The 24,897-nt window shown below is 45.6% G+C and carries 17 protein-coding genes; 12 read left to right on the top strand and 5 right to left on the bottom strand.

What is annotated here, in order from left to right; all coding sequences use genetic code 11:
* The 9 genes from AC1DPK_RS08860 to thiI form a co-directional block, all read left to right on the top strand.
* Positions 1–727: ATP-binding protein (locus AC1DPK_RS08860; RefSeq protein ID WP_477510055.1), on the top strand; the 727-nt coding region annotated here is incomplete at its 5' end.
* The gene (locus tag AC1DPK_RS08865) at positions 720–1,418 is read left to right on the top strand and encodes a response regulator (RefSeq protein WP_477510056.1); all 699 of its coding nucleotides are present in this window, start codon (positions 720–722) and stop codon (positions 1,416–1,418) included. The genes AC1DPK_RS08860 and AC1DPK_RS08865, both read left to right, overlap by 8 nt.
* Before the next feature lie 82 nt (positions 1,419–1,500).
* Positions 1,501–2,211 carry a YwaF family protein gene (locus AC1DPK_RS08870; protein ID WP_477510057.1) on the top strand — a complete coding sequence of 237 codons (711 nt, stop codon included), beginning with the start codon at positions 1,501–1,503 and terminating at the stop codon, positions 2,209–2,211.
* A gap of 51 nt (positions 2,212–2,262) precedes the next feature.
* Positions 2,263–3,126, top strand: coding sequence for a DUF2339 domain-containing protein (locus AC1DPK_RS08875; protein ID WP_477510139.1), 864 nt, complete (start codon positions 2,263–2,265; stop codon positions 3,124–3,126).
* A 5-nt stretch (positions 3,127–3,131) separates the two neighbouring features.
* Positions 3,132–3,851: a DUF2339 domain-containing protein gene (locus AC1DPK_RS08880; RefSeq protein ID WP_477510140.1), complete on the top strand. Its 720-nt coding sequence runs from the start codon at positions 3,132–3,134 to the stop codon at positions 3,849–3,851.
* Between the two features lie 170 nt (positions 3,852–4,021).
* Positions 4,022–4,624: a nitroreductase family protein gene (locus AC1DPK_RS08885; RefSeq protein WP_477510058.1), complete on the top strand. Its 603-nt coding sequence runs from the start codon at positions 4,022–4,024 to the stop codon at positions 4,622–4,624.
* A 288-nt stretch (positions 4,625–4,912) separates the two neighbouring features.
* Positions 4,913–5,590, top strand: a complete 678-nt coding sequence (locus AC1DPK_RS08890) for a lytic transglycosylase domain-containing protein (protein WP_477510059.1) — start codon at positions 4,913–4,915, stop codon at positions 5,588–5,590.
* A gap of 92 nt (positions 5,591–5,682) precedes the next feature.
* Positions 5,683–6,831 (top strand): cysteine desulfurase family protein, encoded by a 1,149-nt coding sequence (locus AC1DPK_RS08895; RefSeq protein ID WP_477510060.1) that lies wholly within the window; start codon positions 5,683–5,685, stop codon positions 6,829–6,831.
* Between the two features lie 2 nt (positions 6,832–6,833).
* Positions 6,834–8,054, top strand: coding sequence for a tRNA uracil 4-sulfurtransferase ThiI (gene thiI, locus AC1DPK_RS08900; RefSeq protein ID WP_477510061.1), 1,221 nt, complete (start codon positions 6,834–6,836; stop codon positions 8,052–8,054).
* 60 nt (positions 8,055–8,114) lie between these two features.
* On the opposite strand, the gene AC1DPK_RS08905 is transcribed toward thiI, so the two are convergent.
* From AC1DPK_RS08905 to AC1DPK_RS08925, 5 genes are all read right to left on the bottom strand, one after another.
* A complete protein-coding gene (locus AC1DPK_RS08905; RefSeq protein ID WP_441882937.1) occupies positions 8,115–9,674 on the bottom strand; it encodes an ABC transporter substrate-binding protein in 1,560 nt (519 codons plus the stop codon).
* Between the two features lie 49 nt (positions 9,675–9,723).
* Positions 9,724–10,614 carry a carbohydrate ABC transporter permease gene (locus AC1DPK_RS08910; RefSeq protein ID WP_441882939.1) on the bottom strand — a complete coding sequence of 297 codons (891 nt, stop codon included), beginning with the start codon at positions 10,612–10,614 and terminating at the stop codon, positions 9,724–9,726.
* A gap of 17 nt (positions 10,615–10,631) precedes the next feature.
* Positions 10,632–11,609: an ABC transporter permease gene (locus AC1DPK_RS08915; RefSeq protein WP_441882941.1), complete on the bottom strand. Its 978-nt coding sequence runs from the start codon at positions 11,607–11,609 to the stop codon at positions 10,632–10,634.
* Positions 11,610–11,820: 211 nt separating this feature from the next.
* Positions 11,821–14,157 (bottom strand): helix-turn-helix domain-containing protein, encoded by a 2,337-nt coding sequence (locus tag AC1DPK_RS08920; protein ID WP_477510062.1) that lies wholly within the window; start codon positions 14,155–14,157, stop codon positions 11,821–11,823.
* Positions 14,158–14,187: 30 nt separating this feature from the next.
* A complete protein-coding gene (locus AC1DPK_RS08925) occupies positions 14,188–16,260 on the bottom strand; it encodes a right-handed parallel beta-helix repeat-containing protein (RefSeq protein WP_477510063.1) in 2,073 nt (690 codons plus the stop codon).
* A gap of 203 nt (positions 16,261–16,463) precedes the next feature.
* Between AC1DPK_RS08925 and galA the strand changes: the two genes are divergently transcribed.
* The 3 genes from galA to AC1DPK_RS08940 all read left to right on the top strand — a co-directional run bounded on the left by galA (position 16,464) and on the right by AC1DPK_RS08940 (position 24,829).
* Positions 16,464–18,827, top strand: coding sequence for a beta-galactosidase GalA (galA, locus tag AC1DPK_RS08930; RefSeq protein ID WP_477510064.1), 2,364 nt, complete (start codon positions 16,464–16,466; stop codon positions 18,825–18,827).
* A 55-nt stretch (positions 18,828–18,882) separates the two neighbouring features.
* Entirely contained in the window at positions 18,883–21,144 is a 2,262-nt protein-coding gene (locus AC1DPK_RS08935; RefSeq protein WP_477510065.1) for a hypothetical protein, read from the top strand.
* A 298-nt stretch (positions 21,145–21,442) separates the two neighbouring features.
* Positions 21,443–24,829, top strand: coding sequence for an NPCBM/NEW2 domain-containing protein (locus AC1DPK_RS08940; protein ID WP_477510066.1), 3,387 nt, complete (start codon positions 21,443–21,445; stop codon positions 24,827–24,829).
* The last annotated feature ends 68 nt before the right edge of the window (positions 24,830–24,897 follow it).

Here is a 24,897-nt window from a genome sequence, read left to right on the forward strand (position 1 = left end):
ATACGATTCCACGTTAAGAGCAGTCACCTCAGGAACTGCCATACTTAATCATGCGATCAAAAACGATGCAGGAAAAATGCGGCTTTTCTCGGAGAAGATGAAAGCTTATGCCATCGAAACCGATCAACAAGAGCTGCTGGCGGATGTTGAAACGGTGCTGAACGCTTCTCGCCATATGCAGGAGATGCTGCAACGGGTTCATCGTCGAACAGAGGATTTGGTGCTTCGTGTGGAAGTGACCGACATAGCAGCGCTTATCGAGAAGACGATGAAAGGATACGCCCAAAGCCTTGGCAACATCAAGCTGCAAAGTGTGTTAAACGAAAGCTGGAGTTGTCGCATCGACCCCGCGCAGGTAAGCGAGGCTTTAGGCAATATAATAGCCAACGCTTTGGAGGCTATGCAAGACAAAGGCGTGCTGTCTATTCTGTTAAGCGAAACCAAAAGAGAGCTTATTATTGAGGTTAGAGACACGGGCCTTGGCATGGACAAGAGTGAGATAACGAAGGTGATGGAGCCTTTCTATACGACCAAAAGCGGCAGTGACACTAATTTTGGGCTCGGACTGCCCTATGCGTACCATGTGATGCGCAAGCATAAAGGTATGCTTGGCTTGCGAAGCGTGCCGGGAGCTGGAACATCGGTTTACATGACTTTTCCGAAACGGAATGTTCAAGCCACAAAAATAGATGTACATGTTTCGCAGAGGAGGGAAGCAAATGGATAAAATCAAGGTATGGATCGTCGAGGATGATCGTGATTGGCTTCGCGGCCTTGTCGCTTATTTAAACAAGGAGCAGGATATTGAAGTGGTTTGGACTGCCAGCAGGGCTGACGATGTTAGACAGGCGCTTATGGAAGGGAAGCAGCAGTCTGTGCCTGCTGATGTAGTGCTGATGGATATCATGCTTGACGGAAGGCCGGAAGGCGTTCTGCTCGCTGAGGAGGCTGCAATAGCTACCGGAGCAAGGGTCATCATGCTTACGTCAATGGAGGAGAAGGAGCTTATCTTTCGATCCTTCCAAGCGGGAGCTATCGATTACCAAATCAAATCTGATTTTGAAAGCTTGCCTGAAGCTGTACGCTCGGCATACCGGAGTCAATCCCCCATTAATGCGGCTGTAGCAGAACGGATGCGCGAGGAATTCCGCCGACTGAAGCAGATGGAGCGCGAGTTCGAGGCGAAGAAGCTCGGTGATCTGATTACACCGTCTGAGCTTCAGCTGCTTGATTTAATTGATCAAGGATATACCCAGCCGCAGATTGCCGACAAGTTGGTTGTATCGATTCGTACAGTCAAAAACCATGTTAATCATATATTAAAAAAGCTGAATTTGAGCGGGTCGCGCGAAGCAGCAAATAAAGCCAAAGAGATGGGCTTATTTCATAAGAAAAAGGACGAGGATAGTACCATGTAAAGTTGGTACTATTTTTTTTATGTCATTTTTTACAAAATAGATAGTAGAAGAACGCTTACATCAACAGATTGGAGGCATACCGATGGATTTTGAAATGTTCTCGGCTGCTCATTTTGGGGCATTGGCGATTCTCGTTGCAGCCATTATCTGTATTATCGTTTTCCGGAAGCGAATGAGAGTGCCGAGAATAAACAAGATGGTACGAGTAGGGCTGGCTATTTTGCTAATATGCTGCGAGGTCTCGCTTCAGCTATCTTATATTCTCAATGATAATTGGGGAGTAGGCTCTCTGCCATTTCAGCTTTGCAGCTTAATGCTTTTGGTTAGCGCGGTCGTATTGCTTTGGAATCCAAAAAGTCTGTATGATGCATTATTTTTTCTTGGAAGCATGGGGGCGCTGCAGGCGCTGTTAACTCCTAATTTAGATGAAGCGTTTCCGCATTTTCGTTATTTTCAATTTTTCATCGCACATATAGGTATCGTTAGCGCAGCGCTATTTATCGTCGTAGTAGAACGCTATCGACCGACTTTCTTTTCCGTAGTGAAGGCTCAACTTTGGCTGCATGTATTCGCTATTCCGGCTGCGATTACGAACGTGGCATCGGGTAAAACAAACTTTATGTTTTTAGCTGAAAAACCGGGAACAGCCTCGTTGCTTGATATGCTGGGGCCATGGCCATGGTATTTACTGCAGCTGGAGCTTATTGCATTTGTTATATTTTTGCTGCTATATGCCGCTGTAAGGCTGCTCGATCGCTTAATATTCGTTAAACCAAGCAGTTCTGCTCAGTAACATCATATAAGATTTTATTATTAACAGAGAGAAGGTGGGAAAGTGAAAGAGATGCAGGAAATGGTGAATAGACACTGGACTTCACTGCTTGGGGTATTGTTCGTTATGGCTGCTTTTATTACGTTGTTCAAATATTCGATAGATCAAGGCTGGATTACGGAGTCGATGAAAATTGGCTTTGGTATGATAAGCGGAGCGGGTGTAGGCGCAGCCGGTTTGAAGCTCGCAAGCCGGCTGCCGCGCAATCCGATTGGTGAAATCTTGATTGGCATGGCGGCATGCATTTTGTATGCCACGTTTTCTTTTGCGGGAATTTATTACCGGCTGTGGGAACCAATGACCGTCTTGCTTGGAATGAGTGCAGTAACCATTGGAATATCCGTTTATGCGTATAAGTTTATGTCTCGGCTGCTAATGAATATAGCGATGCTGGGTGGTTTATTATCTCCGCTGCTTATGCGGCCGGAAACAGATCAAGTATTTGCTTTATTCCTTTATCTTCTTGTATTAAATGTTGCATTCCTATTTCTTAGCATCTCGCGCAATTGGCATGAGCTGCGGTTCATCAGCTTTATCGGATCATGGCTGATGTATATCGTATATTTCATTCATTATAATCCATCGACTGAAGGTTTTTGGAGTATGCCGTTTCGATATGCGCTCGCAGCTTTTCTCTTTTATACAATCGGACTAATGGTCTCTTCATGGAGCAATAAGTTATCCTTTGAGGGAATCGATTTGTATATGAACGCGATAAATGGCATTCTATTTGGATTTTGGGCACTATTCATTTTGAACGGTGAAGTGGCTTATGGGTACATACTCTCTTTTATCGGAATCGTTTATTTAATCGGTGGTTTCGTTATTTATATGTTAAATCCTCAGGCGTGTATTTCCTTGGCGGTTTGCTGTTGATTCTCGTGTCGGTAAGCAGCATTGGCGGCGGATATGAGTCAAAGCCTTTAATTACGGTGCTGCTATGGGGCTGCATAGCTGCGATAGCAGCAACAATCGGCTATGTTAAGCGCTGGATCCTGCTGAGCATCGGCTCGCTCGCTATCTGGTTTGTAGTCGGATGTTATTGGTATGTAGTCACTTGGGACACTCCTCGCGGCGAATGGTTTGGGATGTACATCCCGTTTCTGAATTGGGGGGCCGTTGCATGGATGGTGCTAGCTGCACTGGGTTTCTTCTTTTCTAGAAGGCTTGTCATTCCTCAGCTCACTGATCAAGCGAATCGGATGCTTGCTCGTGTGTATGCGCTGTTATCCCATCTGATCGTCGGCGGATTGCTGACAAGGCAAATTGAAAATATTTTCACAGAATATATGTATGATTCCGCTTCAAGTTATTTAGGTTTGGCTTTGTCTGTTTCTTGGGGCTGCTATGCATTGCTGCTAATTTTGTGGGGGGCTTATTATCGCGAGCTGCTGTTTCGTGCATTCGGTTCAGCGGTACTTGTTATCGTTGCAATTAAAGCGATGTTTATGGATTTAAGCGGGCAAGAGGCACTTTACAAGGTGGGTGTATTGTTAATACTAGGAGCGATTTCGTTTTTTATTACGTGGATAAATAGCAAATGGCGTGTTAAGAATGGAGAAATTAATGGCAAAGGTGAAGAGGCTGTCACTGAATCATAATTAAGAACGCAGGGGGAATAATGAACCTGTTGGTCTTGACAAGTGCACTCCAATACAATAAAGTTACTTACGTAAAGTAATTAAATTTATTTGGATTTGTAACTGCCTTTTAAGGCGGATACTTAGTTCACAGATGGAAGACACACAACATGTGAGAGGCAGGAGAAAAAATGACATCACAAGCTTTTTTGGAAGCAGTAAGTAAAAGACGCTCGATCTACGGCATTAGCAAGGAGGCCGTTATCTCCGATGACAAAATTGTAGAATTGGTACATGAAGCGGTCAAGCATACTCCATCATCATTTAATTCACAAAGCACTCGTGTAGTTGTATTGCTTGGTGAAAATCATGATAAATTGTGGGATATTACGACGAATACGCTTCGCAATATGATTTCAGCAGATCAATTCGAGGCAACTGAGCAAAAAATGGGCGCTTTCAAAAGCGGATACGGTACCGTATTGTTTTTTGAAGATAAACAAGTCGTTGACGGCTTGATGGCCAACTTCCCAGCATATGCTCACAACTTCCCGATCTGGTCGCAGCATACTTCAGGCATGCATCAATTTGTAATCTGGACGGCGCTTGAGAATGAAGGTTTCGGCGCTTCGCTTCAGCACTACAATCCACTTATTGATGAAGAAGTAAAAACAACATGGTCATTGCCGGATTCTTGGCAGCTGGTTGCTCAAATGCCATTTGGCAAACCAACAGCAGCTCCAGGCGAAAAAACGTATCAACCGATCGATGAGCGTGTGAAAGTATTTAAATAAGCACTATTTTATATATTTGCTTTGATCCAAAGATCGTTCCTATTTATAGGGGCGATCTTTTTTTATGCCGTATGGACGCCTATTTGGCTGAATCCCAGAAAACAGCTGCCTCTTGCAGAGGATGGGCATGTGAAATATTTGGAGTGTCAAACGATAAAACAGGTAATGCCGCTCATTGAAAGGATTCATGAGGGAAAACTGGCTGTTTGCTCTAAAAACATGTACAATTAAAACCGATATACTTAAGGTACACTTAACAAACTTACATAATGATTCAGCTAGGAGGATATGATGAGTATTGACCCTCGGATAATCAAAACATTATTGCAGCTTCAGCTTTCACCAAATGTAAATTTACAAGCGGCTACTAATCCGTTGCAAGCGACAACAGGCGATGGCTCGGCATCCTTATTTGATACTCTTTTATCCCAATATATGACCGATACTTCTTCTGAAAATAATGCATTGGCGCAAGTCATGCCAGCAGATGCGCTCGCGCAACTGAGTTCACTTAGCGGCATGCCTAACGTGTCGTTCAGCAGTCAAGGCGCGTCTAACAGCTCTCCTTCTGCTTATGACGAGCTTATTCAACAAGCATCAGCCAAATATGGCGTAGATTCTTCATTAATTCAAGCGGTAATTAAAACTGAATCCGGCTTTCAAGCAGATGCACAATCAGGTTCAGGCGCTAAGGGCCTTATGCAGCTAATGGACGGAACAGCAAGAGGTCTAGGCGTAAGCAACTCCTTTGATCCCGCGCAAAACATTGATGGCGGAACTAAATATTTATCGATGCTGCTAAACAAGTATAATGGACATGAGCAGGTTGCGCTAGCTGCATACAATGCAGGACCGGGCCGAGTGGACCGTGCAGGAATAAAAACGAACGAGCAGCTAATAGAAAATCTTGAAGCGTTGCCGGAAGAGACGCAGCGCTATGTTGCCAAGGTGCTTCAGGCCAAGTAGAACGACAGCAATAAGATCACGATTTAGCGATCCGTCATGCAGGCGGGAGCAATCGATGATCTTTTTCTTTTTGAAAAGGAGATAAATCGAAAATGTTATATTTTGATCATTGTGCTTCATCACCGCCGTATGAAGAAGTGGTGCAGACCATGATGGAAGTGATGAAGTCGCAGTATGCGAACCCTTCATCGCTGCATCGTGCAGGTACTGACGCTGACAAATTAATTGAACGCTCGCGTGCTGTTCTAGCTGAGCAGATGCAAACCTCTAGGGGGAAATGGGTATTTACATCCGGCGGTACAGAGTCAAATAATATAGCGATAAAGGGTGCTGCTCGTCAGTATGCTGGACGAGGCAAACATTTGATAACGACACAAATTGAGCATGCCTCCGTATACGAATCTTTTGCGCAGCTGGAGCAAGAAGGCTTCAATGTCACCTATTTGCAAGTAGGCAGGTCGGGTCATGTAGAGCTTGAGCAATTGGAAGCGGCAATAACTGAGGAAACGATTCTCGTTAGCGTGATGCATATTAACAACGAGATCGGTTCCATTCAGCCAATCGAGAACATTGCAAAGTTGCTTAAACGATATCCGAAGGTCATTTTGCATGTCGATGCCGTTCAGAGTATTGGGAAGCTGCCGATTCATTTGGAAAAGTGGGGCATTGATTTGCTTAGCGGTTCGGCGCATAAGCTTCGTGGTCCCAAAGGCGTAGGTTATTTGTACGTGCGTGATAGCATAACGCTGTCCCCTTTGTTTAGTGGCGGCTCCCAGGAGTATGGGCATCGCGCTGGAACACAAAACGTACCTGCTATCGTTGCGTCAGCGAAGGCGCTGCGCATGTCGCTTGCTTCGATGGAGCAAAGAGAAAAGCGATTGAAAGTGCTCAAACAGCAGCTATTAACGCATATTGAGCAAATTCCAGAGCTTAAGCTGAACGGGGCAGAACCGTCTGCTTCTCATATTATACATTTCTCCTATCCGGGCATGAAGCCAGAGGTTGTCATCCATATGTTAGAGCAACGTGGTATAATGGCTTCAACGAAATCGGCATGTTCTTCTAAGGATGACAAGCCGAGCCGCGTGCTTCTTGCCATCGGTGCAAGTCATGAGCAAGCGAGCAGCGGCATTCGGATTAGTCTAGGAGACGAGCATGAAGAGCAGGATATTGCAGCCTTAGGAGCTGCACTGCGTCATGTTGTCGCACAACTTAAGCCGCTTGAGAGGAGATTGACTTAATTTTGCTTTATGATCAGATCGTGCTCCGTTATGGAGATTTAATGGTAAAAGGAAGAAATCGGAACAAATTCGAGAAACGAATGCTTGATCAAGTAAAGCAGGCATTAATTTCTTATGATAATATTACTTATTTCAAATCGTTTGGACGTCTTTATGTCAAGCTGAATGGACATCCCTATGAGCCGATAGCAGATCGCTTGAAGGATTTGTTCGGCATCGTTTCTTTAAGTCCAGTTGTCAGCACAGAGGCTGATCTTGAGAAAATAAGAGCAGCTGCGCTTGCTCTTATGCAAGCTTTGCCAGAGCAGCCCAAAACGTTCAAGGTGAGCGCGAAACGTGCTTGGAAAGAGTTTCCACATAATTCGCAGGAAATGAATCATTTGGTTGGCGGGCATGTTCTACGTGCAATGCCGGGACTTAAAGTTAACGTCAGCAAGCCGGAAATTGAGCTGCGGGTGGATATTCAAGCGGAAGCTACTTACATCTTCTACGATGTCATCCCTGGCGCTGGCGGATTTCCGTTTGCATCAAATGGCAAAGCTATGTTATTGCTCTCCGGGGGCATAGATAGTCCTGTAGCGGGATGGCTAGCGCTGCGCAAAGGTCTTGAAGTGGAGGCTGTGCATTTCCATAGCTACCCATTCACCAGCGAGCAGGCTAAAGATAAGGTAGTTGAGCTTGCAAAGCGATTATCCTATTTCAGCGGGGAGCCGATAAAGCTTCATCTTGTGCCGTTTACCGAAATTCAAACTACGCTAGTACAAGCGAAGAGCGATAATCTGATTATTACATTAATGAGAAGGGCAATGCTTCGGATCACAGAGCAGCTGGCAGAACGCAATGGGGCAAACGGTATCGTTACTGGCGAGAGCTTGGGGCAGGTTGCGAGCCAGACGCTGCCGAGCATGAATGTCATTGGTCGAGCAACAGATCTGCCGCAGCTTAAGCCGTTAATTATGATGGACAAGCATGAAATTATTCGGATGGCGGAGAGAATCGGGACGTTCGAAACGTCGATTTTGCCATATGAGGATTGCTGTACGTTATTTTTGCCGAAATCGCCAAGTACGAATCCGAATCTTCGTATCGTCGAGAAGATTGAGGCTCTAATTCCCAATTATAATCAATTGCTTACTGCCGCTGTTGACGGCACGGAGGAAGTTTTATTGTCACCGCAGCTTCAAACGGCTGCCCAAACCGCTGGCGAGGATAGCTGGTTTTAATTACGAATGAAGAAGCTTTGCAGGCGTATAGTTCCTGCAAAGCTTCTTTTTGTATCGCTATTATTTTACTAGCCCTTTTTCTTGCTTGAATTTATCCCATTGCGCTGCGATTTCCGTTTGAATCTTTTCTTGACCGGAGGCAATGAGCTTATCTTTGTATTTTGGCAGCTCCTTAGCGGGGTCCACCGAACCGGATTCGAGAGCGGCCTGATATTCGTTGTTAACTGCCGTTACGTTAGCTATTTCGGCTTTGATGTTCTCTTCGTTCACGCCGAAGCCATTAGTCGCAGGCACAAGGGCGCTGTCATTAAGCGCGATCGTCCGCTCCCATGTATCAGCGGCCTGACCTGGTTTAAGGAAGGCGTTGAACTGATTGCCGAATACCCAGTCGCCGTTTGGCGCATAACCTGAATCTTTAATCGGTTCGATATTTTTATCATCTACTCTATTATAGTGTTTGCCTTCAATACCATTGCAAATTAAGTTGTAGAGGTAGGAGTCCGTATTAAGCAAATTAATAAGCATCAATGTGCGTTCAGGGTTTTTGGAGCTTTTATTAATGACATGCATCGCTCCCGCAATTCCTGTAAAGTAGCTGTCGGCGATTGGAGCATACACGACTTCGTTGCCGCCGTTTATAGCCATCTCGCCAACTTCACCGCCTGGTTTGGACGTAAACTCCAGCGAGACCGCAACATTGCCTTTGCCCTTCAAGTCATTGATGTTCTGTATAATTGGCGCATCTTCGTTAATGTAACCTGCTTGGTACCATCTTCGCATATCATCGTAGTATCCTTTTTTCTCATCAAGCGTTTGCAATGTCCCAATATAACCAAGTGATGCATCGTCTTTCGCATAGCTTAGTACAAGACCGTCACCTACTTTTGTGCGATCGCTGTACAAGCCCCAAGAATTTTGTGCAAGTCCGAGAGGAATAATGCCGGGTTCATTTTCTTTTAATGTTTTTAGGAAAGGCTCGATATCCTTGTAAGATTGAATCGTGCTTACATCAAGATTGTATTTATCGATGAAGCGTTTTTGGATAATTAAGCTTTTTGTTTTTGCCGCTACCTGATAGATTGGAAAACCATACACCTTGCCATCAACAGCAAGCATATCCGGCCAAAATTTATCAGGGATGTTAGCGCGCGCTTCTGGTGCATATTTGCTGATCATATCATCTGTAATTTCTAGATAGGCACCTCTATCAATATAAGGCTGATAATTGCCAAGCCAGCCCTTCGAGCTCCACGCAAGGTCAAATTCTTCACCAGCTGCGAGCATGGCATTAAGCTTAGGCTCGTATTCATCGAACGTCAGCGGCTTGAGCACAACGGTCGCATTGATTTTCTCTTTTAAATATTTATTAATCTCATCATTAACTAGCTTTTGATCCGGGCCGGGATTTGCGGATACCGGATAAATGAAGGTCAGCTTAGCCTCAGGAAGGGATGGTTCTGCTGAAGCAGTCGCATCCGGCGTGGTCTCTGCCGTTTTGCTTGGCTCATTGGTGCTTGGGTTTGCAGGGGTATTGCCATTGTTCGAGCATGCTGCGATCATCGCCAAGCAAAGCATTAGAGCGAAGCACTTGAGTAGTAACGCTGCTTTTGTTGTTTTCACATTAAACCCTCCATGTATATGATTTTATATATGGCACAGTAGTCATTCCTTATCCTTTCAAGGAACCTACCGTAATACCCTTTACGAAATACTTCTGAAAAAAAGGAAAAATAATTAGCATCGGCCCGCCTGCAAGAATTGCCATTGCCATGCGAACGGATAAAGTCGGGAAATTGGCATAAGCCAGCTTGTCGGCTACCTGAGCGAGCGGAGAATTAGCCAAAAACTCAATTTGAGACAGAATGCGAACAAGCAGCAATTGAAGCGGGATATATTTATCATTGTCTATGAACAGCAGGGCATAAAACCATTCATTCCAGTAGCCAAAAGAGATGAACAAACCTAGCGTTGCTAGAGCAGGTGTCGACAAGGGTAAAATAATTCGGAAGAAGATTCGGAATTCTTTGGCGCCGTCTACCTTTGCTGATTCAATGATTTCTTTGCCGATCTTATCTAGAAAACCTTTCATAATCATAATGTTGAAAGGGCTGAGCAGCGTTGGAAGAATCAAAGCCAACAAAGAGTTTTTTAGATGCAAATATTGCGTCATCATGATGTAGAACGGAATAAGCCCGCCGTTGAACAGCATCGTAAAGAAAATGTAGAAGGTAATTGGACGGTTGTAACGGAAGTCCATTCGGGAAATAGGGTACGCCGTCATCGCAGTCAGCAGGAGGGATAAGACCGTACCGACAATTGTAATGAGGATGGTGACCAGATATCCTTTAAGCAGTGGGTCGGGTTTTTGAAAGACGATACGATAAGCTTCCATACTCCATTCCTTGGGAAAAAATTGATAGCCATTCTGTACAAGGCTGTTCTCAGAGGTCAATGAAATGATGATAACGAGAACGAATGGAAGGGCAATCATAAGACACAGGATGGTTAGAAAGATGTTAATGAACCCATTCATCAGGTTAAAGCCTTTAGTATTTGGCATAAAAGATTCCTCCATTTTTAAAACAATGCATTATCCTTATCCGCTTTGCGCACCAAATAATTTGCAGATACTACGGTAATTAATCCAACGACGGATTGCAGGAAGCCGACAGCAGCTGCTGAATTAATGTCTCCCAGCTTAGTTAAAGCGCGGTATACATAGGTATCGATAATATCCGTTGTAGGAAAATTCGGTCCGACGTTATTAGGGACAAAATAATGCAAGCCGAAATCACCGCGGAATATGTTGCCAAGGCCCAATATGAATAGGATAATGACAAGCGGTTTAAGCAGCGGCAAAGTAATTCGCCACATCATCTGAATGCGAGAAGCGCCGTCTAACCTAGCTGCTTCGTAATAATCGGTGCTGATACCGGTAATTCCTGCGTAATAGACCAAAGTGGAGAAACCAATTCCTTTCCATAAAGCAACGAGCGGCAGGATGAAGATCCATGGCGTTGTTTCTAAATACCACTTGTGAGGCTCTAATCCGAACCAACCGATTATGGTGTTGAGGAAACCTCCCTTATGATCCAGAAAAGCGTTCGTAATGTAGCCGACTAGCACAAAAGAAATAAAGTAAGGGAGAAACATGGTAGTTTGGTAGAGCTTGATAAGCTTCCCGCTAAGCTCATTAAGAAGAAGGGCGAGCAGAAGAGCGGCAACGGTTCCTAGAACGATGTAAGAAATGTTGTAGAGCAGCGTGTTGCGGATAATGCGAATAGCATCTTGGGCTTTGAATAGAAACTCGAAGTTATCGAATCCGATCCATTTGCTGCCGAAAATTCCTTGATCATACCTGAAATACTTAAAGGCAAGGATGAGTCCAATCATAGGAATGTAGGCGATTACAAATTTAAATAATATGCCGGGCATAGCGAGCAGCAGCAGCTCCCGGTTTTTTTTCAAATGCTTCCATTCCTTGCTCAGCCATCCGACCTTGTTCTTCGAGCCCCTTGTCGATAGCTCAGGAGCTCCGAGCTCTGTTTTGGCCACTTGCGATCTCCTCCATCTGAAGCGTTCCTGTTCTGATGCCCATCATGCCACGTAGAAACGACGGCGGGTAGAATAGGTTTTGCGAATTACTGTATTTCGTGAGTGTAAAATATTCGATTTTGTGAATATTCATCGATATCACAGGAAATAGAAAGATCCCTCGCTCACTGAAAGCAGTGAACGAGGGACCTTTTTAGCGGAATACATGGACTTATGAGATTGATTTCTTCATCCGATATTCCTTTGGCGTGCTTCCGACCTTTCCTTTAAACAAGCGGAAGAAATAGCTTTGATTAGCGTATCCGCATTTATCCATAATTTCTGCAATCGTATAGTTGTTTTGCTCCAAGAGAGATTGGGCATGACCTAGACGAACCTCATTAATATACTCCGTAATCGACATATTATAATTCTCTTTGAAGAGCTTGCCGATGTATGCGGAAGATAGCTTTACACTCATGGCAATGGATTGCTGGCTAAGATTAATGTCAGGAAATTTCTGCTCAATCAGCTCTTTGACCGTCTCGAGCATCATTTCATTTCGTTCCATATTTGCTGGGCGCTGATTTTCGCAGATTTTGGCACAAAGCGAGAGCAAAGAGAGGTACATTTCCTCGAGCGTTTCTTTCTCTTGCGAAATCTGTTGAATGTAATCCAGATCAACAGAGAAAGGAACGATCCGATTATCGTTTATTTCGCTTGATGCATTTTTAATGACCCATCCTAGATTGGATACCGCCCGAATCATATCATCATACTGAAAGGTGGAAATGAGGGAGAATGCCTTCTCAAGCTCATTGCCGGCATTCGTTAGCTGACCTTTCTTGAGCGCTTCAGTTAGCTTCTTCTCGATCGAATCGGGCAGCGACATTTGCTTGCTTCCCAGGTTTTCTTTAATGTCTTCCGACGTAATAATCGCTTTGAACCCTTTTACAATCATATACTGGCTAAACCGCAGAGCCTGCGTATAAGCCGTTGATAGGTAACTATACTGTGAAATGATGTCGCTGATTCCGCAGGATAGTGAAATATGGTAATAATGTTCAATCATTTGTTGAATCTCGCGCAGCTGTCGTACCACTTGTGGAAATAACAATGTCGTACCCTTAGCGCTGCAGGATAAAATGAGTACGACATGATCGCCTCGAATCTCGACAGCTTCGCAAAGATAATGCTCACGAATAATTTCTTGAGCAATATTAATAATGGCGAAATTATACAGCTTTTTCGAAGCGCCAGTGATGCTGTTGTCATAGGCAGCAAAGTGGTCGATCTTCAACACGCAGACAAGCAGCTCATCTTCGACGGAAATGTTTAAATCGTGTTTTTCAATGAGATGCTGCATATCATGATCGGAGAAAAGCTGACTGTCCGATAAAAATCGGCGGATATAATATTTGCTCACGATTTGCTCGGAGCTAATTTCACTCAGCTTCTCTGACAGCCTCATATAATTATCGCTCATCAGGAGCAGCTCATCGCTTACGCCGGAAGCACTTTGTTTCTCACCTTGAAGATGAGGACGAATTCGCTTCAGCATATTTTCAATCGGATTATACAGCTTGTAAGAGAGCCCTACCGACAATCCGATCGCGAGCAGCAGGAACAATGCTGACAAAAGCAGCGATTGATTCCGTGTCTGGTTCACCTCGCCCATCAGCTTGTCATAGGACTGGATATAGAGGATGGTCCAAGCGCCGAGACCGTCTTCCATGTAGGTGACCATTTCCTTTTTCCCTGAAAGCTTGCCGATAAAGAACCCTGCGGAATGGCTTTCATTTGTTTTGTGAGCAAGGACAAGCTCATTCACCTTCGCTTGATCTTGTGAAGCAGTGAATGGTGCACTCGGATCGGAGGATAAAAGCTTTCCGTTTTGCGTTTGAATATATATCAATCCCTGATCTCGATCACTAGCGACATTCATTTTTTGCAGGCTGTCGAATACCCAATCTGATTTAATAAACAATATGATAGCTGAATTATTTTTTGTAAACGGTTTCAAGGAATCGGTGACTATAAACGCAAAAGTATCGATTAGACCATCATTTTGCTCAAGGCTCATCGGAATTAAACGATTGGTTGGCTGTGGCTGTTTCGGGTCCAGCAGCATACTCCTGATACGCTGATCTGTAATGCCGCCATCAAGCAGCAGGCTGCTGCTTGTGCCGTATAGCTTGGATTGTGATTTGTTATAAATGACCATGGAGTGCAGAAAGGAGGAGCTCTCCATGATATTGGACATTTGTCTATGGCCGCGAATCAGGTCCATTTTTGGCAAGTCATCGTTGAACATAAGCGGAATTAGAAAGTGATCGCGATATACAAAGTTCGATAGCCTCGTAATAATATCGTTCATGTAGGAAAGATTGTACTGAATTTGCGAGAGTACCTTTAAATTGGACTGTTCTTGAATGTTCTTAACCGATTTTTCAAGAATGTACGTGTTGGTTATCGAAGATGYAACAAGCACAATGACCATCGTAGCCATAATGGAGAACATGACTCGCTGCAAATATTTTTTGGATTTGTAAAATCCGAATACTTTCATCCGATCCAAGCCTCCCTATTATGATCCTGATTATTTGGGTCCGATTTTCTCGAACTCGATATCGCTCCACCCTAGCTGATAAGCAGGCGAGCTTGAATGCAGGCGGTAATCGCCATCCTTAGCACACTGGAACAGTGGCTCCCCGTGAATGGTATGTTTATCGTATTTGCCTTGAGCGAGCAATCGCCACTGCTCCCAGCTGTACTCCTGTCTTCCAAGGGCATCATCTCCGCTTGCGAGGAGTGGGAGACTACCTGCTATTATGCATGGTTTATTGTTCATCCAATAAAGATTACGGTCGGAGGAGCTGAACCGTTCATCGCTATAATTAACAAAATAATATAAATATCCTGAATTGTATATGATATTGCTGCATATTTCGATATGCTTGTTTTCTTCATCAGCCATTTCCTGAGAGCCGATTGCCGAGATCGCATCAGGATTAGCAACAAGCAGATTGTTTTTTATGCGATTGCCGATTCCTTTCGAGAAAATAAGCATCCACAGCTTGCCTTCGCCAGTGCTGTAAAGAGAGGTGATTATGTTGTTCGTAACTGTAAAATCATCGGCTGCATCATCCAAATAAATGCCAAACCCAAAAGAAAAATGAATGCCGTTGTCATGGAGATAGTTGCTATGAATGACATTGCCTCTCCCAACACCCCATGCTTCAATCAAACCTCCATCTTGACTGTCTGTCATCACTTTAGAGATATCATTATAAGCAATAAAGTTGCTTCTGCTGTGAAGGAAATCCCAATGATTTTCCCAAGTGACGGGAATTCCGTAAAGTTTAGAGGGCATCGTTTTATGGCGAAGACCCTTCAAGGAAATGCCGTATCTTGGCATGTTGGCAATCAAATTGTTCGTAATCTCATTGTTTCCGCTCTGGTAGAGCAGGATGCCGCAGCCATGTCCAACGAGCTCGCCGCCATGCTCGATCCGATTGTTCTTAATCTTGTGATAACTATTTGTATAAGAGGCTAAAGGGCTTGTGAATGGACCAGTTCCCGGTGCAAAACCATTCAAACTAATGCCGATGTAGCCGAAATGTTGGATGTCATTGCTATCTATCGTTATGTCATATGTGTAGTGGTCCAAATAAATGCCGCAGCTTCCGGACTGTTCCAGCTTACAGGAGGTAACTTGGATATGCCTCGCATGGTTGATATAGATTAAGCCCTCGCGGTGTTCGGCTTGCTCGACATTATCATCCATCATGCGATATTCGCGAAAAAAATCGGTGCACGCAAAAGTCAGTCCTGTAAAGCTAATATTTTGCACGGGTTCATGCGGGCTTTCCCCGTTAATTTCAAGCAGACGTTTAATTGTTGGCGCAATGATAGTCTGTTCATTTGGATCTGACACGTCATCGGAAACATAGTAGTAAAGCGTGCTAGAGGCCTTATCAAGATGAAATTGACCAGGCGCTTGGAGGAAGTCGAGCGAACCTTGTATATAGTACCTCGAACCTGCTCCAATGGGCCATGTGGCGTCACTTTCGAATAGCAATTGCTGGCGCTCTGCATGATTGGAGGCGACTGGCTTTGTTTCCGTGAACCAATTCCATTCTCCCTCACCTGGCCAGACGAAAAGCTGAGTCCCTGTCAAATCATAATGAGAGGGCAAGTCTTCGCTGCGATAGTGAATGCCTTGTTTATTATTCTGTTCATCATCATGAACAGAGGGCATCTCGGTCTCAAAATAACCAGTGGCTGGAAGCCGAGCTTGATGAATTCGATGTCCGTCAGCATAAAGGGTATGGAAGTGCATGCCGCACTCCAGCTTAGCGATCCAAACCTTTCCTTTATATGGCGTCCAACCTGTAATTTGTTTGCCGCCAGCAATTGTGGCTCTCTCACCCGGATAGCTGGTGTACTGAACATGGCAGCGGTCTCTGCTGGAATCTCTATTATCAAAACGAAGCGGGGCATCTAGTTCATAAAGGCCACCTCGCAGAAAAATCGAAATGTCATGACTCATTCCGTTTTTGATTTGTTTACGTACTTCTTCCTGCGCTCTCTGTATCGTCAGGAATGGATCATCCAAGCTTCCGATTGCGTTATCGTTACCATTTGGTGCTACATAATAATTGGTAATCATTTTTTTAAGACCCCCTTGTAGGAACTGTACAATATAGTTATAAAACCGAAGTCCTATTTGTTGCAAGGGCTTTCAAATAAAGTACACTTAATCGTTTTTTTCACAGTAGACTGCTGTCAAATCCCGTGTTAACTTAACCTTCGATCGATCGCAAAAGAGGATCATGGCCATTGCAGTGAAGCTTTTGAATGGAGGAGAAGGCGATGACATTAATAGAAAGAAGCAGAGAAAGCTTTGATGAAAACTGGTTTTTTCATAAAGGTGATATTCACATTCCTTATGCAGTTAAAGGCGGAATGACAGGCGGCCTAACGGATTGCGCCAAGCGGGAGGAAGGGGAATGGCTGGATATTGCCTATGTAGATAAGGAGGCGCAGCAGGCTCAAGAGGGCTGGGAAGCAGTTCGCTTACCGCATGATTGGTGCCCAGATGGATCTTTTATAAATGACCCTTCAATGGGCTCGCGAGCAGGCAGTCATGGCTACTTGTATACGGGCGTTGGTTTTTATCGCAAAATGTTTACTATTCCAGCTGATCAGCTGGGCAGAAAAATATCCTTATGCTTCGATGGCGTTACAGGCAGGAGCACCGTATGGGTAAACGGGCATTTGATCGGTGAACGCTTTGGCGGCTATACGAGCTTTGTTTACGATATTACCGATGTACTTCGGTATGGCTCAGAAGGAGACAACATCGTACTCGTGAAGGTAGATGCAACTGATTATGAGGGCTGGTGGTATGAAGGCAGCGGCATTTACCGCCATGTATGGCTGCAATCGACGGATTCGCTCCATGTTGCTCAGTGGGGGACGTTCATTACGGCAACAGAAGTTTCCGAAAGTCATGCAGCAGTCAAAATAGAAACGAAAGTATTGAACGAATCTGCTTCAAATCGAGCTTTTGAACTGATTACCGTTATGACAGAGCGAGCAGGTGGGCGCAAGGTTGCCGAGCAAGCTGTTCGATCAAGTGTAGACGGCTTGGATGAAATAACGGTTGAGCAGAAGCTTACGATAACAGAGCCTGAACTTTGGTCTCCAGAGCACCCTTACCTCTATGCAGCTGTTACGGAGCTGTATGAAAATGGGGTGTTGATTGACCAATTCCATACCAGCTTCGGGGTTCGCACGATACATTTTGATGCTGAACGAGGATTTTTGCTAAATGGAAATGTCTATCCGATCAAAGGCACCTGTAATCATCAGGACTTCGCCGGCGTCGGCGTTGCCATGCCGAGAGCGCTGATTGCGTATAAGCTGAGCCTACTAAAGGAAATGGGCTGCAATGCATATCGAAGCGCCCATCATCCCCCGTCGCCTGAGCTGCTAGAACTTTGTGATGAGCTTGGCTTGCTCGTCATGGACGAGAATCGGAAGCTCGACAGCAGCTCACGAGGCATGGACGAATTAAAAAGCATGATTTTGCGTGACCGCAACCATCCATCGGTTATTTTATGGAGCTTGGAGAATGAAGAGGTTCTGGAAGGAACCGTTATGGGCGCTCGCATCTTGAAATCAATGACAGAGCTTTCACATAAGCTCGATCCGACCAGACCGACGATGGCTGCGATGAATCATGGCTGGAGCAGCGGCGGATATGCGGACGCTGTCGACATTGTGGGCTATAATTACGGCCACAGAGGTGCAGATGTAGATGGACGTAGAAAATATCCGAACCGCCTTATAATCGGGAGCGAATCATCAAGCTATACGACGACGAGAGGCATCTACGTAGATGATCCGAACAAGGGGTACTGCTCATCTCATGGTACGAACATTCCATCATGGGGCTGCAGTCCTGAGAAATCGTGGTCCGATGTGATGGAACATCCTTATTTGACTGGCATATTCGTATGGACGGGCTTTGATTACAAAGGTGAACCTACGCCGTATGAGTGGCCTTGCATTAGCTCACATTTTGGCATGATGGATACCTGCGGGTTTCCGAAGGATGTTTATTATCTCATGCAAGCATTATGGACCGAAGAGCCGCTCGTTCATTTGCTTCCGCATTGGAATTGGCCGGAGCTAATCGGACAGACGATTCGAGTGACGGCATATACCAACTGCGATTCGATTGAACTATTTTTAAATGGCCGCTCGCTTGGTGAACGGATTGTTAAGCCGCACAGAAGTATGGACTTTGATATCGCCTATGAACCCGGTGAGCTTGAGGCAGTCGGTAAAATAGGCGGGGTTATAGCAGCAGAGGGTAAGCGAGTTACAACAGGTAAACCACATGCGATTCGGCTTGAGCCTAATCGAACAGCTATACAAGCTGATGGTCTGGATGTTGTTGCTGTCCGGGTAAGCATAGTGGATGAGAACGGAAATGTCGTGCCTTACGCAGACTCTCATGTAGATTTCTATATGGAAGGATCAGGTGCGCTGATCGGTGTAGGCAATGGCAATCCAAGCAGCCATGAATCAGATAAAGCAAGCAGCAGAAGAGCATTTAACGGCCTCGCCCTCGCGCTATTGCAAGCAGGAGCGGATGCGGGCAGCATAACGCTGAAGGCTATCTCCGCCGGGCTGCAGTCTGCAGATACAATCATTGAGGTTAGCTAGTCACTAAACTAGTCAGATCTTAATTGTAAGAGAGCGAGAGAAGGAGGGAGGCCAGATGTCAAATATGGGATTACCACTGGAATTGGATGACCTAAAGCTTACAGGCCATATCACAAGGTACAGCAATGCAGAACCGCTTGAAGATTGTGATGTTGTATGGAACGGGGGGAAAGGAAAAGCTGCAACTGCAGCTGGAGCGGAATGGATAGTAAAGCTCGAAACGAAAGGGTTTATTGACCATTCAGCGGGGCTGGAGCTTAATGCTGAGTTCCAATCGGTCGGTTATTCAGAGCAGTCGGCTGTGTCACTAGCGTTTCACTATAGCAAATGGTCGGAGAAAAACTATGTACTTGTACCTGGTGCTGTATATGCCGGCAATCGATTTGGCGTGCGTGAGCTTCCTTATGCCCCATGCTGGAGTAAGCTTAGCGACCAAGGTCCTGAAGTACCAACGCTGATTACGGATGTACCGCGGTTATCGATAGACGCAGGCAACCATTCAGCCTTTCATTTGCTGACGGGCGATGCAGCTGTGCCTGCTGTTGGCATTGCAGATGAAAGCTCGGGCATAGGCTGGTTGTTTATAACAGAACAAGCGACTGCACTTGGGAATACTTCGATGCATGTCGAGGAGAGTGAAGATCGTAGGGCTGCTAAGATTTCATTTCAAGCGCCCGGCGTTAGAGCTAAGCTGAAATATGAAATGGCGACAACGAAAGTGCCGAGCACAGATAAGGGGTATGATTTCAAGCCGGGAGATAAAGTGACGCTGAGATTTCGGGTATATCGTTTCCCATGCACACGAATTAACGAGTTATTTCATTATTTTGCGATTGTAAGGCAGAGTGGTCAGCCTAAGACAACTCTAGCTGCTAGCTTGCCTTTCTCCGCTGCTTGGGAAATTCAAGAGCGGAAATACAATGCGATGAATTGGAATGATCAGCTCAGTTATTATGCGGTAGGGACGATCGATATGAAGCATCAGGATTGGCAAATCGGCTGGGTTGGCGGCGGCATGTCAAGCTATGCGCTGCTGCTTGAAGGCAATGGGCTTTCGGTGCAGCGTGCGTTAAGCACGCTTTCGTTTATGTTCAGCAGTCAGACCGAGTCAGGATTCTTTCATGGCGTATGCTACAAGGGGCAATGGTACGGCGATGAGTTCAACGACGACCCGAATCGGAACGCTCCCGAGCAGTGGCATATTTTACGCAAGAGTGCGGATGCTTTGTATTTTATGATGAAACATTTCATTGCTTTGAAGCATATTCGACCTGAATTCGTTATACCTGAGCCGTGGATTGAAGGTGCAAAGCGGCTTGCCGATGCGTTTGTTAGACTGTGGAATAATTATGGCCAATTCGGCCAATGGGTCCATACCGGTACAGGAGATATTCTAGTTGGCGGTTCAGCGGGTGCAGGCATAGCCCCAGCGGGACTCGCTCTATGCGGTGCTTATTTTGGAGAGGAAGCTTATATTGAAGCAGCTAAACAATCGGCGGACCATTTCTACAACGAGTTTACCTTACAGGGTATTACAACAGGTGGACCAGGCGAAATATTGCAATGTCCGGACAGCGAATCTGCTTTTGCTCTGCTCGAGTCCTATATCGTTCTTTATGAAGAGATCGGCGACCGCATATGGCTCTCGCGTGCGGAGGAAGCGGCTTTGCAGTGTATGACCTGGTGCGTTTCCTATGACTATCAGTTTCCGGCAGGATCAACCTTTGAGAAGCTTGGCATACGAACGACGGGTTCGGTTATTGCCAATGTTCAGAACAAGCATAGCGCCCCAGGAATATGTACTTTATCCGGCGATTCATTGTTCAAGCTATACCGTGCTACGGGAAATGAGCAGTATATAGAGCTGCTAAGAGAGATTGCTGGGAACTTGCCGCAATACTTATCGCGTGAGGAACGGCCGGTTAAAGGCTGGGATGGATTGAACATGCCGCCTGGTTATATGAGTGAGCGAGTAAACATGAGCGATTGGGAGGGAGCAGCCTGCGTCGGCGAGGTTATTCCTTATTCCTGCTGGTGCGAGGTAGCGTTAATGTTATCCTATACAGAGCTTCCGGGCATTTATGTAAATAAGAAGACAGAACTGGTTATCGTAATCGATCAGGTAGATTGCCGCCTTCAGAGAAGTGTGGATGGCCGTTTATTGCTAACCATAATCAATAATACAAACTACCCCGCGCGGGTAAAGCTATTCGTTGAGGAAGAGGATGCTAGTTTCAATCCTTTAGGACAATGCGCTTCCATCTCGTGGCCGCGAATCAAGTTAAATGCAGGCGAAACGATTCAAATGCCGCTGTAAAAATACAAATAGATCCCATCCCTATAGAAAGGGGTGGGATTTTTTCGAAATGAGCTTCTATGATCTATTCCTCTCATTCCTAGTTAATCCAGTAAACCGTAAATAATATAGTCATCTTTTGCAAGGATTATGTTATTGTACAGTTTTTTTCGTGAAGTAGATTTGACATGATAGTTGTAGAGAGAGGCAGGAGTGATACTTTGCTGTTCCATAGACAAAGGAAGGGAGGATCGTTAATGACATTAGGTCGATAGTAAGGAAGCCGCTTCACATTTGATTAAAGAGAGGATGTAAGAAGATGACCTTAAAATCAATGAAAGCTAAGCTGCTAGGTGTTTCCTTGTCTATTGCGTTGATGCTGCCGTTTGTTCCAGTACCAGAAGCATTTGCTGCAAACCTAAATGTAACCGCTTACGGCGCGAATGGAGCGGATGGCGCAGACGATAAAACGGCGTTCCAAAATGCGATTAACGCTGCAGTCTCTGGTGATACCGTTTATATTCCAGCAGGGACTTATTATTTGAGCGGAACGGTTACTGGGAAATCAGGTGTTCATATTAAAGGAGAAAGCCGCGATACGACAATAATTAAGTCAACCTCGACAGGGCAAGAACGAATGTTCAGCTTTTATAATCTATCCAATGTACAAATATCTAACCTGACACTCGATGGCAACAGCAATAATACGATTTTGTCAGCGGTTGTTTCTGAGGGCGGCAGCAACAATAAGATGAGTCAATTACGCGTAAAGGATTTTACAGCCTCTGCGGGGTTTGGACCGTTTGCGCTGTATGCAATCGGCTCTCAAAATATTGAGATTAGCGACAATATTATCACAAATATTGGCGTTAACTCCGCTTGGGGCGGTGCGGTAAGAGCAGGCTGGGGCTCGAACGGCGCTCAAATTTTGAATAATACGATTCAAGATACGGGGCGAGGAGGCATTTTTGCTAATGACGGCTGTCAATACGTAGTCGTCCGAGGCAACAATATTACAGGAACGGGCCATCATACGGAGGGATTAGGCATCGAGCTTCACACCGATTGTGATTATTCCTTAATTGAGAACAACCAGGTTGACCACTGGATCAGCGCTGTGCGCTCCAAGTATATCGCAGTCCGCAATAATGTCGTTAAGGCTACAGACGGCTCTGTGGGGAATATGGGCCTTGAGGTGATGGTTGAGCATGGCGTAACGACAGGCAATCTTGTTGATGGAGGCCAGCAGGTCGGAATGCAGCAGTCGCCTGGAACGGGGTATCAATATTGGGGCTACAATACGATTCAAAATATAGTCATGTGGGGAATGCAGCTGCAAGGAGAGGGTACCGGCCAAACGGAGCAATATCAATATTTTTACAAAAATACATTTAAGGACGGTCCGCGCGACAACCCGCAAGCCGCTTATTCGGGTTATGGCGGCAATGCCGTTCGTATCCATGGCAATTCACAGAATCTGACGTTCGACAGCAATCAGATCATCAACAACGGTCGCAAGGGGATCGAGATTACAACCGCATCAGGCATCGACCGTTTGAGCTTCATCAATAATGTAATTACAGGCAATACAGGTGAATCCATTGATCAGTATCCTGCTAGTGCAGCGAATTTGGAGTGGAGCGGCAACACCGTTAGCGGTAACGGCACGAATACGCAGCTGACAAGCCGCGGATTCTCGAATCCGAAGCCGGTGGCAAACTTTACTTCACCGGCTGTTGTTCAATTAGGCACACCAATAACGTTTACAAACAGCTCAACAGATAATGGCTCCATTTCTGAACATTTATGGGATTTCGGAGAAGGTGTACCAAGCACAACGGTAAGCCCTACCTATACGTATCAGAAAGCAGGTACCTACCGTGTTACACTCGTAGTTTGGGACAATGAAGGAAGAGCCAGCTTGAAGGAGCAAACAGTTATTGTAAATGCCGGACCGCCAGTTACACATGCGCCTAGCGCTCCAACAAACCTTGCGTCGCCTTCAAAGACAGACGTATCCGTGAACCTCACATGGTCACCATCCACGGATAATGTAGGTGTAAGCGGCTATGAGATTTATCGAGGCGGTACACTCGCAGGAACAACAACTGGCGCTGGAAGTACAGCATTCTCTGCCACAGGTCTTTCTCCAAGCACAGCCTATAGCTTCACGGTCAAAGCGAAGGATGCTGCAAACAATTTGTCGGCGGCAAGCAACACGCTGAACGTGACAACGAATGCTCCTGATACGACTGCGCCTACGGTGCCAGCCAATTTGGCTTCTCCGTCCCATACGGATGTCAGCGTCAGCTTGACCTGGTCACCTTCAAGTGACAATGTGGCTGTTACAGGATACGAAGTTTACCGCGGCGGCGTATTGGCAGGAACAACTGCTGGTGTCAGTTCGACAAGTTTAACGGTAACAGGATTGACGCCTAGCACAGCATACAGCTTTACCGTTAAAGCGAAGGACGGAGCGGGCAATCGATCTGCGGCGAGCAATGCGGTCAATGTAACGACTAACGCTCCGGCAGTCAATACGTATATTAGCGACCTGACGTGGGCATCAGCTACAACGGGCTGGGGCAATGTACAGAAGGATAAAAGCAATGAACAGCGCACGATTACTTTAAATGGCACGACATATGCCAAAGGAATCGGTACTCATGCAATCTCTGAAATCACTTATAACTTAAATGGCGGCTACTATCGGTTCCTATCCGATGTCGGAGTAGATGACGAGGTACAGGCTGTGAACAACGGCACGGTTACTTTTGAGGTATGGACGGATGGGGTTAAGGCCTATGACAGCGGGGTTATGAATGCCAATACAGCGACAAAAAGTATTGATCTTGATGTTACGGGTGTAAACGTGCTCAAGCTTGTTGTCGGTGATGCTGGTGACGGAATCGGCTATGATCACGCAGATTGGGCCAATGCACGACTTGCTTCAGCATCTGGCGGCCAAAATCCAAATCCAGGGGATACCGTATCACCTAGCGCGCCAGCTAATCTAGCATCGCCAAGCAAAACAGATACAAGCGTTAATCTAACTTGGAGCGCATCGACAGATAATGTGGGTGTAACAGGCTACAATATCTATAATGGAAGCAATCTGTCAGGTACGACAACAGGATCAAATGCGACTTCATTTACAGTGACCGGTTTAACGGCGAGCACAGCTTACAGCTTCACGGTGAAAGCCAAAGATGCTGCAAACAATATTTCCGCCGCAAGCAATGCCCTTAACGTTACGACAAATGCGGCACCTGGCGGAGGAACCGGCACTGGAAATGGTTTGCTCGGGCAATACTTTGCTGGCGATTTTGGCAGTCTTGAGCTTGAGCGGGTAGATGCAGTTATTGACTTCGATTGGGGCGGCGATCGACCTACCGTAAATGTGCCGGGAGAGTGGTTCAYGGCACGGTGGACTGGCAAAGTACAGCCTCAATACACCGAAACCTATACCTTTTATACCCATACGGACGATGGGGTTCGCTTGTGGGTAAATGGCCAGCAGCTGATTAACCAGTGGCAGTCGATGAACGGTGAGCTCAGCGCGACTATATCATTAACAGCGGGAGTTAAGTACGATATTAAGATGGAATATTTAGAAAATGGCGGGAATGCGCATGCCCGGTTGTCTTGGTCAAGCCCTTCGCAGGCGAAGCAAATTGTTCCTAATGCGCGGTTATTTTTAAACTGAGTAAAATGATTTCTAAAGCATGAGAAAAAGCCGTTGTATCGTTGCTGGATGCAACAACACAACGGCTT

The sequence above is a fragment of the Paenibacillus sp. 01T424 genome (genome assembly GCF_056398745.1).

What these genes read in the sequence shown, in the direction of transcription:
- AC1DPK_RS08865 (WP_477510056.1), top strand. Translation starts at nt 720, where the DNA reads ATGGATAAAATCAAGGTATGGATCGTCGAGGATGATCGTGATTGGCTT.
- AC1DPK_RS08910 (WP_441882939.1), bottom strand. Translation starts at nt 10,614, where the DNA reads ATGCCAAATACTAAAGGCTTTAACCTGATGAATGGGTTCATTAACATC.
- AC1DPK_RS08890 (WP_477510059.1), top strand. Translation starts at nt 4,913, where the DNA reads ATGATGAGTATTGACCCTCGGATAATCAAAACATTATTGCAGCTTCAG.
- AC1DPK_RS08895 (WP_477510060.1), top strand. Translation starts at nt 5,683, where the DNA reads ATGTTATATTTTGATCATTGTGCTTCATCACCGCCGTATGAAGAAGTG.
- AC1DPK_RS08870 (WP_477510057.1), top strand. Translation starts at nt 1,501, where the DNA reads ATGGATTTTGAAATGTTCTCGGCTGCTCATTTTGGGGCATTGGCGATT.
- AC1DPK_RS08935 (WP_477510065.1), top strand. Translation starts at nt 18,883, where the DNA reads ATGTCAAATATGGGATTACCACTGGAATTGGATGACCTAAAGCTTACA.
- AC1DPK_RS08885 (WP_477510058.1), top strand. Translation starts at nt 4,022, where the DNA reads ATGACATCACAAGCTTTTTTGGAAGCAGTAAGTAAAAGACGCTCGATC.
- AC1DPK_RS08875 (WP_477510139.1), top strand. Translation starts at nt 2,263, where the DNA reads ATGCAGGAAATGGTGAATAGACACTGGACTTCACTGCTTGGGGTATTG.
- galA (WP_477510064.1), top strand. Translation starts at nt 16,464, where the DNA reads ATGACATTAATAGAAAGAAGCAGAGAAAGCTTTGATGAAAACTGGTTT.
- AC1DPK_RS08925 (WP_477510063.1), bottom strand. Translation starts at nt 16,260, where the DNA reads ATGATTACCAATTATTATGTAGCACCAAATGGTAACGATAACGCAATC.